16 protein-coding genes are annotated in these 14,554 nt (G+C 69.5%); 11 read left to right on the forward strand and 5 right to left on the reverse strand.

The annotated features are described in order from the left end of the window. Positions 1-54: 54 nt before the first annotated feature. The 3 genes from MFF40_RS10920 to MFF40_RS10930 all read left to right on the forward strand — a co-directional run bounded on the left by MFF40_RS10920 (position 55) and on the right by MFF40_RS10930 (position 2,568). Positions 55-1,392, forward strand: a complete 1,338-nt coding sequence (locus MFF40_RS10920) for a flavin monoamine oxidase family protein (RefSeq protein ID WP_378997519.1) — start codon at positions 55-57, stop codon at positions 1,390-1,392. 90 nt (positions 1,393-1,482) lie between these two features. Next, the gene (locus MFF40_RS10925) at positions 1,483-2,115 is read left to right on the forward strand and encodes a cyclic nucleotide-binding domain-containing protein (protein WP_147897325.1); all 633 of its coding nucleotides are present in this window, start codon (positions 1,483-1,485) and stop codon (positions 2,113-2,115) included. Between the two features lie 153 nt (positions 2,116-2,268). Further along, the gene (locus MFF40_RS10930; RefSeq protein WP_147897324.1) at positions 2,269-2,568 is read left to right on the forward strand and encodes a GIY-YIG nuclease family protein; all 300 of its coding nucleotides are present in this window, start codon (positions 2,269-2,271) and stop codon (positions 2,566-2,568) included. 94 nt (positions 2,569-2,662) lie between these two features. Here the strand turns inward: MFF40_RS10930 and MFF40_RS10935 are convergent, their stop codons facing one another. Further along, positions 2,663-3,661, reverse strand: a complete 999-nt coding sequence (locus MFF40_RS10935; protein ID WP_147897323.1) for a 2-hydroxyacid dehydrogenase — start codon at positions 3,659-3,661, stop codon at positions 2,663-2,665. Between the two features lie 370 nt (positions 3,662-4,031). On the opposite strand from MFF40_RS10935, the gene MFF40_RS10940 reads away from it, so the two are divergent. Beyond that, the gene (locus MFF40_RS10940; RefSeq protein WP_147897322.1) at positions 4,032-4,595 is read left to right on the forward strand and encodes an SH3 domain-containing protein; all 564 of its coding nucleotides are present in this window, start codon (positions 4,032-4,034) and stop codon (positions 4,593-4,595) included. A 554-nt stretch (positions 4,596-5,149) separates the two neighbouring features. Here the strand turns inward: MFF40_RS10940 and irr are convergent. Next, a complete protein-coding gene (irr, locus tag MFF40_RS10945) occupies positions 5,150-5,665 on the reverse strand; it encodes a Fur family transcriptional regulator Irr (protein WP_147854769.1) in 516 nt (171 codons plus the stop codon). 223 nt (positions 5,666-5,888) lie between these two features. Here irr and fabA point away from each other — a divergent pair, with 223 nt between their 5' ends. The 5 genes from fabA (at position 5,889) to MFF40_RS10970 (ending at position 11,170) form a co-directional block, all read left to right on the forward strand. Beyond that, positions 5,889-6,425, forward strand: a complete 537-nt coding sequence (fabA, locus tag MFF40_RS10950; RefSeq protein ID WP_147854770.1) for a 3-hydroxyacyl-[acyl-carrier-protein] dehydratase FabA — start codon at positions 5,889-5,891, stop codon at positions 6,423-6,425. A 142-nt stretch (positions 6,426-6,567) separates the two neighbouring features. Further along, positions 6,568-7,794 (forward strand): beta-ketoacyl-ACP synthase I, encoded by a 1,227-nt coding sequence (gene fabB, locus MFF40_RS10955; protein WP_147897321.1) that lies wholly within the window; start codon positions 6,568-6,570, stop codon positions 7,792-7,794. Positions 7,795-8,165: 371 nt separating this feature from the next. Continuing rightward, entirely contained in the window at positions 8,166-8,996 is an 831-nt protein-coding gene (gene fabI / locus MFF40_RS10960; RefSeq protein WP_147854772.1) for an enoyl-ACP reductase FabI, read from the forward strand. A 375-nt stretch (positions 8,997-9,371) separates the two neighbouring features. After that, positions 9,372-9,611 carry a DUF2188 domain-containing protein gene (locus MFF40_RS10965; RefSeq protein ID WP_147854774.1) on the forward strand — a complete coding sequence of 80 codons (240 nt, stop codon included), beginning with the start codon at positions 9,372-9,374 and terminating at the stop codon, positions 9,609-9,611. A gap of 29 nt (positions 9,612-9,640) precedes the next feature. Beyond that, positions 9,641-11,170 (forward strand): DUF6880 family protein, encoded by a 1,530-nt coding sequence (locus MFF40_RS10970; protein ID WP_238260383.1) that lies wholly within the window; start codon positions 9,641-9,643, stop codon positions 11,168-11,170. A gap of 95 nt (positions 11,171-11,265) precedes the next feature. On the opposite strand, the gene MFF40_RS10975 is transcribed toward MFF40_RS10970, so the two are convergent. Together MFF40_RS10975 and MFF40_RS10980 are read right to left on the reverse strand one after the other, a co-directional pair. Continuing rightward, positions 11,266-11,634: a DUF427 domain-containing protein gene (locus tag MFF40_RS10975; RefSeq protein WP_238260384.1), complete on the reverse strand. Its 369-nt coding sequence runs from the start codon at positions 11,632-11,634 to the stop codon at positions 11,266-11,268. Beyond that, the gene (locus MFF40_RS10980) at positions 11,631-12,527 is read right to left on the reverse strand and encodes a methyltransferase domain-containing protein (protein ID WP_147897318.1); all 897 of its coding nucleotides are present in this window, start codon (positions 12,525-12,527) and stop codon (positions 11,631-11,633) included. Before MFF40_RS10980 ends, MFF40_RS10975 begins: the two co-directional genes overlap by 4 nt. Positions 12,528-12,708: 181 nt before the next feature. On the opposite strand from MFF40_RS10980, the gene MFF40_RS10985 reads away from it, so the two are divergent. Both MFF40_RS10985 and MFF40_RS10990 read left to right on the forward strand, forming a co-directional pair. Further along, complete coding sequence (locus tag MFF40_RS10985) at positions 12,709-12,954, forward strand: hypothetical protein (RefSeq protein ID WP_147854778.1); 246 nt, start codon at positions 12,709-12,711, stop codon at positions 12,952-12,954. A gap of 18 nt (positions 12,955-12,972) precedes the next feature. Then, positions 12,973-13,734: a ComF family protein gene (locus MFF40_RS10990; protein WP_147897317.1), complete on the forward strand. Its 762-nt coding sequence runs from the start codon at positions 12,973-12,975 to the stop codon at positions 13,732-13,734. Positions 13,735-13,740: 6 nt separating this feature from the next. On the opposite strand, the gene MFF40_RS10995 is transcribed toward MFF40_RS10990, so the two are convergent. Then, entirely contained in the window at positions 13,741-14,334 is a 594-nt protein-coding gene (locus MFF40_RS10995) for a GNAT family N-acetyltransferase (protein WP_147897316.1), read from the reverse strand. Between the last annotated feature and the right edge of the window lie 220 nt (positions 14,335-14,554).

Here is a 14,554-nt window from a genome sequence, read left to right on the forward strand (position 1 = left end):
CAGGCACGGCCGCACCGGAGCGAGCGGACAGGAGCGCGCGTGCAGGATTCCAGGGTGAAGGCCTCGACTTCATCGCATGCTGAGGTCCGCTCCGCGGACCCGCCGCGGGCACCGGATTACCGGCCGCGCCTGGCGCCGCCGCCCGCGGATCCGGAAGTGCTGGTGATCGGTGCCGGCGCCGCCGGCATCGGGGCCGCGCGGACCCTGGTGGAGCGGGGCGTGCGTGTCGCCGTTCTGGAGGCCCGCGACCGGATCGGCGGCCGGGCCTTCACGGTTTCGATTCGCGGCCACGCCCTCGACCTCGGGGCCCACTGGCTCCATGCCGGGCCGATCAACCCGCTGGTCGCGTTGGGCCGGACGCGCGGAGAGCGCCTGAAGCTGGCTCCCCAGGAGAGCCACGTCTGGGTCGACCGCCGCCGGGGTCGCCCCGACGAGATCCGGGCCAACGCCAGGGCCTTCGACCGGGCCGACCAGGCCATGACCCGCGGCGCGGCGCAGCCGGGGCCAGACCGTCCGGCCGAGACCGCGCTTCCACCGGGGCTCGGCCCCTGGGGCACCCGCGTCGCGCAGGTCCACGGGCTGGTCTCGGGCCGGGCGCTCGATGAGGTCTCGCTGCACGATTTCCCGAGCCTCGAATACAGCGAGAACTTTTTTCTGGCCGGGGGCTACGGCAGCTACCTCGCACGGCTCACCAACGACCTGCCGATCGCGCTCGCGAGCCCCGTCACGCGCATCGACTGGTCAGACCGGCAGGTGCGCGTGGAGACGGGCGATGGAACCACGTACCGGGCCCGGGCTGTGATCGTGACGGTGCCGGTCATGGTGTTGCGCGACGGCCCGGCCTTCTCGCCGCCGCTGCCGAACGCGGTCCGGGCGGCGATCGACGGCTTCTCGACCGGGATCTACGAGCACGCGGTCCTGCACTGGCCGTCGAGCCCGTTCCGGGGCCGGGACCGGTTGGCGGCGATCCACGGCACGCGACCGTCGCCGGCCGGCCTGCTCACCCGGATCGACGACACGCCGTTCCATTACTACGAACTCGACGTGCATGAGGCGGAGGCGCTCGATGCGGCCGGCTCGGGCCCCGACGGGGTGCGCCGCCATGTCCGGGCGGTGCTCGCCGAGCAGTTCGGCCGGGCGCGGCTGCGCGACCTGACCATCCCGGCGGTGAGCGCATGGCGGCACGATCCCTGGTCCCGCGGCTCCTGGGCGGTGGTGCCCCCCGGCCACGCGCCGGCCCGGGCGTTCCTGCGCGCGCCCCTCGCCGACACCGTCTGGTTCGCCGGCGAGGCGCTGTCGCGGCTGCAATGGGGCACCGTGGGCGGCGCCTACGAGGAGGGCACCCGCGCCGCCGCGGCTGCCGCCGAGCGTATCCGCGCGGGCACAGGCTGAGGCGCGCGCGCACCGCCCGCGGCCGCGCGGCTTGCCGGAGCCCAGCGGGACGGGCATCCCGCTCAAGCTCGGGACATGGCGGAGGCGCGCGTGGATTGGATAGAGGCGATCGGCTACCTCGGTACCGCGCTGACCATCTCGGCCTCGGCGATGAGCACCATGATCCCGCTGCGGATCATCTCGCTCTGCGCCAGCTGCGCGGTGATCACCTACGGGATCCTGATCGGCAGCATGCCGGTGGTGCTCACCGAGGCGATCCAGATCCCGTTCAACGCCTACCGCCTCTGGCAGATGATGCGGCTGGTGCGCGACGTCGAGACCGCGGCCGACGGCAACCTCTCCCTCGAATGGCTGCGCCCGTTCGGGTCGCAGCGCCCATTCGGAATCGGCGAGGTGGTGTTCCGCAAGGGCGAGGAGGCCGGCGAGATGTACTACGTCGAGAGCGGCGCCTTCCGGATCCCGGAGGTCGGGATCGAAGTGCGCAAGGGCGGCATCGTCGGCGAGCTCGGGCTGCTCGCGCCCGGCAACACCCGCACCGCCTCGCTGGTCTGCATCGAGGCCGGCAACGCGCTCTGCGTGTCGTATTCCGACGTGAAGCAGCTCTATTACCAGAACCCGGAATTCGGATTCTACTTCCTCAAGCTCACCAGCGAGCGGCTGTTCCAGAGCGTGCAGAGCAAGACCTCACCGCAGTCCTTGGCGGCGGAAAGTGATTTGCTATGATCCACAGCTGGAATCGCTTCGACCGAAAACACCGCACCTTGTCTTTCCGGGGCTCGCCGAAGGCGAGAACCCGGAACCCATAACCGCCGAGGATGCCGAAACTAGGCGCTGTCGGCTTCGGTTTGGAAATGAAACCGATCAGGCAGATCTGCCGTGGCGTATCACGTCTACCTGCTCGCCAGCCGAAAGCACGGCACCCTTTACGTCGGCGTCACCAACAATCTCGCCCGCCGCGTCCACGAGCATCAGACCGCGGCAAGTCCTGGCTTCACGTCAACCTACGGCGTGACGCGGCTGGTCTGGTATGAATCCTACACTTACATCTTGGAGGCGATCGACCGGGAGAAGGCGCTCAAGAAATGGCGCCGTGACTGGAAGATCCGGTTGATCGAGGATTTTAACCCGGACTGGTCGGACCTCTACCCGACTTTGAGCGGCTGGACCGCATCATAGGCAGACGCGCTCGTCCGGCCGCGTTGGCGGCTATGGGTTCCGGGTTCCGCTGCGCGGCCCCGGAAAGACAAAGGCGGTGTTTCCGAATGTACGCTCAGAGCATGCTCGGCAGGATGCGGTCCGGCGGCCGGTGGCCGTCCATGAAGGTCTTGATGTTGATGATGACCTTCTCGCCCATGTCGGTGCGGCTCTCGTAGGTCGCCGAGCCCATATGCGGCAGCAGCACGACCTTGCCCTGGCGGGCGAGCTTCACCAGGCGCGGGCTCACCGCCGGCTCCTGCTCGAACACGTCGAGGCCGGCCGCCGAGACGTCGCCGGCCTCGATCAGCCGGGCGAGCGCGTTCTCGTCGATCACCTCGCCGCGGGCGGTGTTCACGACGATCGCCTCGGGCTTCAGCAGCTTGAGCCGCCGGGCCGAGAGCAGGTGATAGGTCGCCGGGGTGTGCGGGCAGTTCACCGACACGATGTCGACCCGGGCGAGCATCTGGTCGAGGGATTCCCAGTAGGTCGCGTCGAGCGCGCTCTCGATCGCGGCCGGGACCCGGCGGCGGTTGTGGTAGTGGACTTGCAGGCCGAAGGCGCGGGCGCGCTTGGCCAGCGCCTGGCCGATCCGGCCCATGCCGACGATGCCGAGCCGCTTGCCGGTGATGCGCCGCCCGAGCATCCAGGTCGGCGACCACCCCGTGGTCCAGTCGTCGTCCGGGATGATCCGCGCGCCCTCGGTCACCCGGCGGGCCACCGCGAGGATCAGCGCCATCGTCATGTCGGCGGTGTCCTCGGTCAGGACGCCCGGCGTGTTGGTGACCGTGATGCCGCGCTCCAGGGCGGCGGCCACGTCGATGTGATCGACGCCGTTGCCGAAATTGGCGATCAACCGCAGGTTGGGGCCGGCCTGGGCCAGCAACCCGGCATCGATCTCGTCGGTGACGGTCGGCACCAGCACGTCGGCCTCGCCCAGCGCCGCCGCGAGGGCGTCGGCCGGCATCGCGGCATCGTCGTGACTGAGGCGAACGTCGAACAACTCGCGCATCCGCGTCTCGACGGCATCCGGCAGGCGCCGCGTCACGACCACCAGCGGCTTGCGCTTCGACACGTCTCTCTCCCCGTCAGCCTCGCGGCCGTGTTGGCGATCCCCGCCCGGCGGCCCCGTTCCGGACAATCCGTGGCAAGCGTCCGTTAACCGAACTCGGCCAGACAGGTCGGGTGCGAGGCACCGGTCCCGGAGCCTGTTCCGACCCATCGGCCTCTCTACCAGAGGTGGGCTGGAACACAATCGGATGCCGGCGGGATCCGCGCATCGGCGGGCCGTCCCGTCGATATCCTGCGCCCGTCGGGACGCGTCCCGAACGGGACTTGCCGGTTCGAGAGATCTTGCCGGTTCGTAGGATGAATCATCAACCGACCGCGCGGATCGGCCCGAGGCGGTTCCGTACGGCACCACGACCCGGGAAAGGGAGAAGACCATGCGCGCGTCACGCCTGAGCTTCGCCGTCGCGGCGCTCCTGCTGGCCGGCCTCGCCCCGTCCGCCGCGGCCCCGCCGGTCGCAACGCCCGAGACCGGCCTCGGCCCCGTGACCAAGCTGCCGCTGCCGCGCTATGCCAGCCTGAAGACCGATCGCGTCAACCTGCGCGAGGGTCCCTCCAAGGATCACCGCACCCTGTGGGTGTTCCAGCGGGCCGGCCTGCCGGTGGAGATCGTCGGCGAGTTCGAGACCTGGCGGCGGATCCGCGATTCGGAGGGGACGGAGGGCTGGGTCCTGCACTCGCTGCTCTCTGGGCGCCGGACCGCCATCGTCAATGCCGGGCCCGACAAGGGCGCCGAGAAGGCCGCGATCTCGCTACGCGCTAAAGCGGACGAGGGCGCGGCGGACGAGGCGCGGCTCCAGACCGGCGTGATCGGCAACGTGAAGACTTGCAGCAGCGGCTGGTGCCGAATGATTGTGACCCTGCCGAACCGCCGGGACGTGGACGGCTACATCCGCCAGAACCGCCTCTGGGGCGTGTATCCGAACGAAGTGGTGGAGTAGGTTTTTCGGTTTTTCGGTTTTTCGGGAGGGGCGCCCGGCAACGCCGTTCGGCTTGATCCGCCGAGCCCATCTGCGCCGCGCCTCCCACCCACCTCTTCATCTGAAGTGGCGGCGCGCAGCGTCGCCCTCGAAGGAGCCCTCCAGAACCCGCGCACGGCCTGGAGTCCTCCTTCGAGGCCTCCGCTACGCTCCGTCGCCTCAGGATGAGGGAGAGGGGGTGGAATGTCGGTGCGTGATACGGTCTGCTGCGGCTCGGTTGAGGACCGGCCGGCGATCGCCTTCGCGAAGCGCGGCTTAGGCCTCGTCCCGTGCCCGCGCTGAGATGCTCATACCCAGCTCATGCAGCCCGTGACGCGCCGCTTCTCCCGTGCGGGCGAGGGTTGGGGTGAGGGGACAGGTCTCTCCGGAAAGTTCGCATCCCTCTACCTGTCCCTATCTCGAACGGGAGAGGGGACCCGCGACTCTTCCGGCCAGAACCGAACCGCAACAAAAAAGCCGCCCGAAACCGGGCGGCTCGACGTCAGGGCAAGCGGCTGAAGCCGCCCCGAAAGAACTCAGCTCTGGCGGCGGGAAGCCGGGCGGCTGCGACGCAGGCGGACGATCACCTCGACCCCGGCGATCTCCATGCCTTCGGGGGCCTCGGGGAGGGAATCGACCGTGATGCCGCAATCCGGCATGTCGATCACCTGATTCTCGTCCTCGAGATAGAAGTGGTGGTGCTCGCTCGGGTTCGTGTCGAAATAGGCCTTCGAACCGTCGAGTGCGAGTTGGCGGAGGAGACCGGCCTCGGTGAACTGATGCAGCGTGTTGTAGACGGTGGCCAGCGAGACCGGCACCTTGGCGCGCATGGCTTCGTCGTACAGCATTTCGGCGGTCAGGTGCCGGTCGCCGCGGCCGAACAGGAGCCAGCCCAGGGACAGACGCTGACGGGTCGGCCGCAGGCCGGCCCTGCGCAGACGGTCGCGCAGATCGGACAGCGGACAGCCGCGACGCGGCATGCCGTTGGCTTCCAGCTGGGGGGCGGGGACCCGGCCGTTGAGGATCGCCTGTAGGGGCAGCAGTTCGGACATTTCGGGACTGAACGCTCGACGAGGACCCTGAAGGAATGGGATTCGTCATACTATACGGAAGTGGACATGCGGTCGCAACCCGAGCCGGCTCACACACCCACCGAAGGCGTTGACGGCTTTGAAGGTGCTGCGCCCCGTGCTAACCCGCGCGCCGAACGACCGGGCGCCTGTCGCGTATCGTGTGTCCGCCCGCCAAGACAATCCAGAGGAAACAGCGACCTTCATGCCGCAAGACGCCGAGACGCCAGACCAGGCCGCGAGCCGCAAGTCGCACTATTCCTATGAGGATCTACTGGCCTGCGGGCGCGGCGAACTCTTCGGCGCCGGGAATGCGCAGCTGCCGCTGCCGCCGATGCTGATGTTCGACCGGATCACCAGTATCGGCCAGGAGGGCGGCGCCCACGGCAAGGGCCACGTCACCGCCGAACTCGACATCCGCCCCGACCTCTGGTTCTTCCCCTGCCACTTCCAGGGCGACCCGGTCATGCCGGGCTGCCTGGGGCTCGACGCCCTATGGCAGATGCTCGGCTTCCATCTGGGCTGGCTCGGCTCCCCCGGCCGCGGCCGGGCGCTCGGCGTCGGCGAGGTGAAGCTCGCCGGTCAGGTGCTGCCGTCGATGAAGAAGGTCGTCTACAACGTGGACGTCAAGCGGGTCCGCCAGGGCAAGCTGGTGCTGGGCATCGGCGACGGCTGGCTCGAGGCCGACGGTGCGCGGGTCTACCAGGTCCAGGACATGCGGGTCGGCCTGTTCCAGAGCTGATCGAGCCGCGGTCCGGGGGCGTCTTTCGCATCGCGGCGGCAACGCCCGGCGCCCTCGGCAGTTGAGATTATGTCCGCGTCACCTTAGCTGACCGGGACGCGGCCCGGGCGACCGATGCCGCGACGGAGGAATCGTCACGACCATGCGCCGCGTCGTCATCACCGGGATGGGCATCGTCTCATCCATCGGCAACACCACGCAGGAGGTGCTCACCTCCTTGCGCGAGGCACGCTCGGGCATCGCGCGCGACGCGAGCTACGCCGAGCACAATTTCCGCAGCCAGGTTTCCGGCAAGCCCAGCCTCGATCCCGAGGGCGTGGTCGACCGGCGCGCCATGCGATTCCACGGCGGCGGCTCCGCCTGGAACCATGTCGCGATGGATCAGGCGATCCGCGACGCCGGCCTGGAGCAGGCCGAGATCTCGCACGAGCGCACCGGCATCATCATGGGCTCCGGCGGTCCCTCGACCCGGATCATCGTCGATGCCGCCGCGATCACCCGCGACAAGGGCCCGAAGCGGATCGGTCCGTTCGCGGTCCCGAAGGCGATGTCCTCGACCGCCTCGGCGACACTGGCGACCTGGTTCAAGATTCGCGGCGTGAACTATTCGATCTCATCGGCCTGCGCGACGTCCAACCACTGCATCGGCAACGCCGCCGAGATCATCCAGGGTGGCCGGCAGGACATCATCTTCGCCGGCGGCTGCGAGGACCTCGACTGGACGCTGTCGTCCCTGTTCGACGCCATGGGCGCCATGTCGTCGAAGTACAACGACACCCCGGCCCGGGCTTCGCGCGCCTACGACGCCAACCGGGACGGCTTCGTCATCGCCGGGGGCGCGGGGGTGCTGGTTCTCGAGGAACTCGAGCACGCCAAGGCCCGCGGCGCGCGGATCTACGGCGAAGTCGCCGGCTACGGCGCCACCTCGGATGGGCACGACATGGTCGCCCCCTCGGGAGAGGGCGCGGTGCGCTGCATGCGTCAGGCGATGGAAGGCCTGAAGGGTGCCCGGATCGACTACATCAACCCGCACGCGACCTCGACGCCGGTCGGCGACGACAAGGAAATCGAGGCGATCCGGGAGGTGTTCGGCCACGGGGAGGATTGCCCGCCGATCTCGGCGACCAAGTCGCTGACCGGCCACTCGCTCGGCGCCACCGGCGTGCAGGAGGCGATCTACAGCCTGCTGATGATGGAGAACGGCTTCATCTGCGAGAGCGCCCATATCGACACGATCGATCCGGCCTTCGCCGACATGCCGATCCTGCGCCAGCGCCGGGACGAGGCCAAGCTGGGCCACGTCCTGACTAATTCGTTCGGCTTCGGCGGCACCAACGCCACGCTGGTGCTGAAGCACGTGGACGCTTGACTGTCTCTTTTCGGAACCACCGCGACGGGGGCGGCGTTGACCGTCCGTTGAATGGGGTGGTGACGATGGGTACGTTCCTGATCGGAGCACTGAGCGGCCTGATGATCGCAGGCTTCGCGGCGATCTACGCCAAGCAGGCGCTCATCGAGGAAGCCCGCTCTCATACGGACGGGTATTTCTAGGCCGTCTTTCCACCCCACGATGAACGCCCCGCCCGCCGGCGGGGCTTTTTTTTGCCCGATGCGGAGGTCGGTGCGGTTTGGATCGCGCGGCAAGCCGCGTTAAGGCACCTTCGTCGCGATCCGGACAATCGCATCGCGACCCGTCGCCGGTCCTCGGCGGCGGCGTGCTCGTACGGAATGTGAGTCGGCATGACAGGTTTGATGGCGGGCAAGCGCGGCCTGATCATGGGCGTCGCCAACGATCACTCGATCGCCTGGGGCATCGCCCGGACCCTCCACGCCCACGGCGCCCGCCTGGCCTTCACGTATCAAGGCGAGGCACTGGGCCGGCGCGTCGCGCCGCTGGCGGCGCGGCTCGATTCCGATATCGTCATGCCCTGTGACGTGGAAGACCTTGCCTCGGTGGATTCCACCTTCGCGGCCCTCGACGAGCGCTTCGACGGCGAACTCGATTTCGTCGTCCACGCCATCGGCTTCTCCGACAAGGCGCAGCTCAAGGGCCGCTACGTCGACGTCACCACCCGCGAGAACTTCGCCCGGACCCTGACGATCTCGTGCTTCTCGTTCACCGAGATCGCTCAGCGCGCGGCCAAGCGCATGAAGACCGGCGGCTCTCTGCTGACCCTCACCTACGGTGGCTCGACCCGGGTGATGCCGAACTACAACGTGATGGGCGTGGCCAAGGCCGCGCTGGAGGCCTCGGTACGCTACCTGGCGAGCGATCTCGGCCCGGACGGGATCCGGGTCAACGCGCTCTCGGCCGGCCCGATGCGGACGCTGGCCGGTGCCGGCATCGCCGACGCCCGCCTGATGTTCAACCACCAGGCAGCCCATGCTCCGCTGCGCCGCACCGTCAGCCTCGACGATGTGGGCGGCTCCGCCCTCTACCTGCTGTCGCCGCTCTCGGGCGGCGTCACCGGCGAGGTCCATTTCGTGGATGCCGGCTTCAACATCATTTCGATGCCGCGCCCCGACGTGCTCCAGGCCCAGGACGCGGCCGGCGTCGTCGGCGACGCCTGAACCGAGAGCCGGCTACTCCTCGGGGACCCGCCCAGGCGGCACCGGTCCACGGCCGCGCGAACGCTCGCCCCGGACCGATTGACGTTGTCGCTCGATCCGGACCTCGTCGGGGCTCGGAGGCGCCGACGGGTAATTCGAAGCGAACGGGTTCGGCGGCGCAGACCGCGAAGAACCGCCGAAGAGGGAGTCGAAAAAGCCCTCCTCGGCGTGGACATTCGTCGAAGCAACGAGGAGGCCGAGGGCCAGGATCGGTCGAAGCGTCGTCATCATGGGCCGCCCATAGCTCGACTTTCCGGCGGATCGGAGGCCGGTCGGGAACCCGGCGGCGCGCGATGTGTTCGCGCTCAACGAATCCAAGCGCGTACAGGAGTCGAGATGTCCGAGGTTACCTATCGCATCGTCGAGCACGATGGCGGCTTCGCCTACAAGGTCGGCGACGTGTTCTCCGAGACCTTTCCGAGCCGCGAGGAGGCGCTTCAGGCAGCCCAGGCCGCCGCCGCCGAGCAGCAGGTTCCCGGTTCCACAGAGGGCATCCGCTACCAGGACAAGGCCGGCAGCTGGCACGACGAGACCGCGCAGGGGAGCGACCGCCCCCGCGCCAAGGTCGTCGACTAGGCCGATCCGGCGGATCGACGGGCAGTACCATGGCGCGCGCGAGGGCCATGACGCGGGGGGCGGGGCATAAGGCCCCGCCGAAGCCGGAGGCGTCTCCGAAGGGGGCGAGACCCAAAGGCGCGCGCCGCACCACCCCGTCGCCCGAGACGCTGGCTGCCCTCGGGCCGGATCGTCTCATCGGTCTCATCCTGGGCGAGACCGCGCGCAACCCCACCTTCAAGAAGCTGGTCACCGCGGCGCTCGCCGCCCTGCAGGGGCCGGATGCCGTCGCCGCGATGATCGACCGGCGTCTGACCGCACTGGAATCTGCGCAGGGCTACATCGACTGGCAGAAGCGCAGGGCCTTCGCGGCCGATCTCAACACCACCGTGACCGTCATCGTCGACGAGCTGCGCCCCCTCGATGCCGGCGCCGCCCTGGAACGGCTCCGACGGTTCCTGGACGGCGCCGACGCCGTGCTGAACCGGGTCGACGACAGCACCGGTGCCGTGCAGGGCGTCTACGAGCGAGCCAGCGACGCCTTCGTGGAGACAGCAGCCAACCTGCCGCCAGCCGCGGCCGCGCAACTCGCTACCAGCCTCGTCGGCCCATTCACGACCGACCCGTTCGGTCCCCTGGGTACTCTGCTCCGCGAGATGACCCCGACCCTCGACGAGGACGCCCTTTCGGAAATCGATGCTGCCCTCGCGGAGGCAGCTTCCGGGATGGCGAAGGGCGGCGAAGCGCGGAACGAGGCTGCATACCGCCGAATCGCCGCCCGCGGCCAGATCCTGCGCCTGCGCCAGGTGATCGCCGACCGGCGCAACGACACCGATGCCTTCATTGCCATCGAGACGGAGATCGCTTCGGGTGGTGAGGACCGCGTGTCGATCGCGCGGCGGCTGCTCTCTGCCGGCCGCCTCGAGGAGGCCCTGGACTGGATCCGGCGCAAGCGGGAGAAGGGTCCGCGCATCGTGACGCGGGCCGACCTGATCGCCGGCTACGATCCGCGTGGTCCGGAGCGCGAGCGGCAGGCGCTGGAGATCGACATCCTCGACGCGCTGGGCCGGAGCGATGCGGCGCAAGACCTGCGCTGGGCTCTCTTCGAGCGCGACCTCGATGTCCCGATGCTGCGCGCCTACCTGGCCAAGCTCCCGGATTTCGAGGACGAGGAAGCGCTCCTGAAAGCGTTGGATCACGCGGAAGCCTTCGCCAATCCGCACAGGGCCCTCGCCTTCATGGTAACTTGGCCGGATCTCGCCCGGGCCGCCGCGCTGGTCGAGAGGAACCGAAAGGTCTGGCAGGGCGAGCACTACTCCGTGCTGGCCCCGGCCGCGGACGCGTTGGTCCAGGATCATCCGCTGGCGGCCACGATTCTGTATCGGCGGCTGCTCGACGGCATCCTCGAGGCCGGCCGGAGCGCCGCGTACACGCACGGTGCCCGCTACCTATTGGAACTCGACGGCCTCGCCGAGCGCCTCGATGCGGGTTCAATCAGCCCGGCACCGGCCGCCTACCGGGACGCGCTGCGACGTGATCACGGCCGCAAGCACGCCTTCTGGGGTTTGCTCAGGGATTGAGCGGCTCCGGTTGACCAACGCGAGCGTCGCGATAGCCCGACAACGCAGGATCTTCAGTCGTTTCGCCATCATGCCGAGAACGGGATGGCAGCCCGCTATGGCGCGTCCGACACTTCGATGGCATCGACCCGGTCGGGATAGAACGCCACGTGGCCCGCGATCTCCGCCACCGCCGGAAACGGCGCGTCATAGCTCCACACCGCCTCGGGTCGCCGCGTGCCGTCGACCACGAGGTCGAAGTAGCGGGCATCGCCCTTGCAGGGGCAGTGGCTGGTGCGTGAAGTGGGCACGAAATGGTCCGCCCGGATGTCGGCCCGGGGGATGTAAAACACCGCTTCGTAGCTGGATTCCTTCAGGCGCAGGGCCTGACGCGTGTCGGCGACGGGTACGCTCGCCACGAGAACGCGCACCCGGCGCGCCTCCGCCGTGATCGTGATCGGATGGTCGGCGCTCGGGCTTTTCATGGCGTTCTTCCGGGTTCAGGCTTCAGTTCGACGGTACCGAGGGCGTCGGCCAGGCGTGATTTGGCGGTGCCGGGCCGAAGCGGCTTCTGCTGGCTCTCGTGCGGCACCCAGCCCGACAGCCACAGCACCTCGAAGGTCGCCCGCACGCGCCCGTCCGGGTCGGAGAAGCGCTCGGCGTAGGCCTCCGCGGTGCGCACCAGGGTCGTCCGGCGCAGGGGCGTGCGCCGGCGCTCGGTGAGCACGTTGGTCATGCCCATCGCCCGCAAATCCCGCATCAACCCGAACGCGTCGGCATAGCGCACCGTCAGGGTGTCGGTGTCGGCCACCGGCAGGGCGAAACCCGCCCGCTGCATGAGGGCCCCGGCCTCGCGAACCGCCGCGAACGGCGCCACCCGCGGGCTGATCCCGCCCTCGATCTCGCTCTCGGCCTGGGCGAAGCTCTGGCGCAGCTCGGTGAGGGTGGCGCCGCCCAGCAGGCACCCGAGGAACAGGCCGTCGGGCCGCAGCGCCCGGCGCAGCTGGATCAGCGTGCCGGGCAGGTCGTTGACGGCCTGAAGCGCCAGCAGCGAGACCGCGAGGTCGAGGCTTCCGGCCGCCAGGGGCAGCAATTCCGGATCGCCGACGATCATCAGGTTCTTCCCGCCCGGTGCGGGCAGGGCTGCCAAGCGGAGATGCGCGGCCTCAGGGTAGCGCGCGGCAAGTGTCGGCGCGGCACCGCCCCCCGGCGTCGCGAGGTCCAGTACCGTCGCGAAATTGCGCAGCACCGCCCCGAGGCGATCGTCCATGTCCTCGACGACGCGGTCGAGCAGGAAGCCGGCATAGCCGTTCCGCTCGGCTCGAGCGAGGCGCGTGCGGGCGAGGGCGGTGTCGAACAGGGCGGCAGGGGAATCCATGGCGAACCAGATGGCGCTTTCGAACCCATCCTGCCAGCATCCTCGAAGACGCCTGTGAAGCCGGTCGATCGCCGTCACACACAGAGCCGTGAGGCGGGCTAACGTGGTGGAACGACTCGGCGGGGTCGCCGTTCCTGCTGCGACTGGCCGCAAGGCCGAGATTCGTTATGGAGTGCAGGTCATGAAGCGCATCCTCGTCGGAGCCGCAATGGCGCTGGCCACCCTCACCGCCGCGGGCGGCGCCGAGGCGAAGGGCTGCATCAAGGGCGCGATCGTCGGCGGCATCGCCGGCCACTATGCCGGCCATCACGGCCTGATGGGTGCCGCCGCCGGCTGCGCCATCGGTCGCCATCGGGCGAACGCCAAGGCCCGGGAGATGGACCAGCAGGTCGATCAGCGGGGCGCGCGTCCCGTCTCGGCCCGCTAGCACCCGTTTGCGACCCGAATGACGGCTCTCAAGGCCGTCGCATCGGCCCTGCGCGGCTTGCCGCGCGGGGTCGTTTCGCTGATCTACCCGCCGACCTGCGCCGGCTGCGGCGCCGCCACGGCCGATCCCGGAGCCCTGTGTCCGGCCTGCTGGACCGGCCTGCGGCTGATCGAGGAGCCTCTCTGTCCGCGCTTCGGCACGCCGTTCGCGGTGGATCTCGGCGTTGGGCCTCTGCTTTCCCCCCGCGCCATCGCGGAACCGCCGGTCTTCGGACGTGCGCGCGCCGTCGCGCTCTACGACGATGTCGCCCGCCGCCTCGTCCACCGGCTGAAATACGAGGATCGCCTCGACCTGTCCGGCGTGATGGGCCGGATGATGTCTGCGAGCGGCCGGGCCCTGATCGCCGAGGCGGATTGCGTCGTCCCGGTGCCGCTGCACCGTTGGCGGCTCTGGCGTCGCCGCTTCAATCAGGCCGCCCTTCTGGGCCGGGTGATCGCCCGGGGCGCCGGCCTTCCGTTCGAGCCGTCCGCACTCGTCCGCGTGCGGGCGACCCGCTCGCAGGTCGGCCTGAGCCGGCCGGCCCGCGCCGAGAACCTCAGCGGTGCCTTCCGGGTGGACGCCGCCCAGGCGCACCGGATCCGCGGCCGGAAGATCCTGTTGATCGACGACGTCATGACGACCGGGGCGACCTGCAATGCCGCGTCCCGTGCGCTGCTGCGCGGCGGGGCGGCATCCGTGGACGTGCTGACCTTCGCGCTGGTCGGCGACACGGCCGGCTGAGGCCGTTCAGGCGGTGGCTCGCTCGCGGTGCGGGAAGCTCACCGCCAGGGTGAAGTCGAACGCCTCCGCGATGGTCTCGTGCCAGAGCGAGAACGGCGTCGGCCGGGCGAGATGAAGCGCGCCCTCGGTCTCGGTCCCGGCGCGCTGCAGCGCTGCGCCCTGCTTGGCCGCCAGCCGCAGCATCGGCCCGTTCCCGGACAGGCAGCGGACGTGCAGGTCGGCCACGCCGCGATGGCGGGCGGCGCGGGCGATCCGGGCGAACAGGGACGCGCCGATGCCCTGGCGGCGGAAGGCGCGCTCCACCGCGAAGGCGGCTTCCGCCCGCGGGCCGAGACCGTAGGGGGAGGCCCCGATGGCCATCGGCCGCAGCTCGGCCAAGCCGCGCAGCTCTCCCTCCACGAAGGCGCCATACATCACGCCGTCGGCGGTAAGCGCCTGCGCGGCATAGGCCCGCACGCCGGCTTTGCTGACATTGCCCATGAAGCGATTCGCGCGCGCCTCCGGATCGAGGCGCAGGAAGTAGTCGAGGACCGCATCGCGGTCGGCCGGCCATAGGCGCCGGACCGTGTGGGCCGACACGGCGAGGTGTCGAACGGCCATGGTGGGTCTCCGGTCTGTGCGCGTTGTCGCGCAAGTTGGTCCGGACGTTCCTCCCGAAGGACGAGGCTGATCTCGCATCCCCAAGCTCGTTGTGCAATGCAGCAAAATGACTGAGCCCGTTGGCGGGAGACCTGCCATGCGCCGGCTTTCTGGAACGGGTCGGCACGCCGTGTTCCAGGTTGCCTCGGTCCGCGGGCTTGATTCGCGTCGAGCTTGCACG

The organism is Methylobacterium mesophilicum, assembly GCF_022179445.1.
Classification (GTDB): Bacteria; Pseudomonadota; Alphaproteobacteria; order Rhizobiales; family Beijerinckiaceae; genus Methylobacterium; species Methylobacterium mesophilicum.

Excerpts from the sequence above, each read along its gene's own strand:
- MFF40_RS10940 (WP_147897322.1), top strand. The coding sequence starts at position 4,032 with ATGCGCGCGTCACGCCTGAGCTTCGCCGTCGCGGCGCTCCTGCTGGCC.
- irr (WP_147854769.1), bottom strand. The coding sequence starts at position 5,665 with ATGTCCGAACTGCTGCCCCTACAGGCGATCCTCAACGGCCGGGTCCCC.
- fabA (WP_147854770.1), top strand. The coding sequence starts at position 5,889 with ATGCCGCAAGACGCCGAGACGCCAGACCAGGCCGCGAGCCGCAAGTCG.
- fabB (WP_147897321.1), top strand. The coding sequence starts at position 6,568 with ATGCGCCGCGTCGTCATCACCGGGATGGGCATCGTCTCATCCATCGGC.
- fabI (WP_147854772.1), top strand. The coding sequence starts at position 8,166 with ATGACAGGTTTGATGGCGGGCAAGCGCGGCCTGATCATGGGCGTCGCC.
- MFF40_RS10965 (WP_147854774.1), top strand. The coding sequence starts at position 9,372 with ATGTCCGAGGTTACCTATCGCATCGTCGAGCACGATGGCGGCTTCGCC.
- MFF40_RS10970 (WP_238260383.1), top strand. The coding sequence starts at position 9,641 with ATGGCGCGCGCGAGGGCCATGACGCGGGGGGCGGGGCATAAGGCCCCG.
- MFF40_RS10975 (WP_238260384.1), bottom strand. The coding sequence starts at position 11,634 with ATGAAAAGCCCGAGCGCCGACCATCCGATCACGATCACGGCGGAGGCG.
- MFF40_RS10980 (WP_147897318.1), bottom strand. The coding sequence starts at position 12,527 with ATGGATTCCCCTGCCGCCCTGTTCGACACCGCCCTCGCCCGCACGCGC.
- MFF40_RS10985 (WP_147854778.1), top strand. The coding sequence starts at position 12,709 with ATGAAGCGCATCCTCGTCGGAGCCGCAATGGCGCTGGCCACCCTCACC.
- MFF40_RS10990 (WP_147897317.1), top strand. The coding sequence starts at position 12,973 with ATGACGGCTCTCAAGGCCGTCGCATCGGCCCTGCGCGGCTTGCCGCGC.
- MFF40_RS10995 (WP_147897316.1), bottom strand. The coding sequence starts at position 14,334 with ATGGCCGTTCGACACCTCGCCGTGTCGGCCCACACGGTCCGGCGCCTA.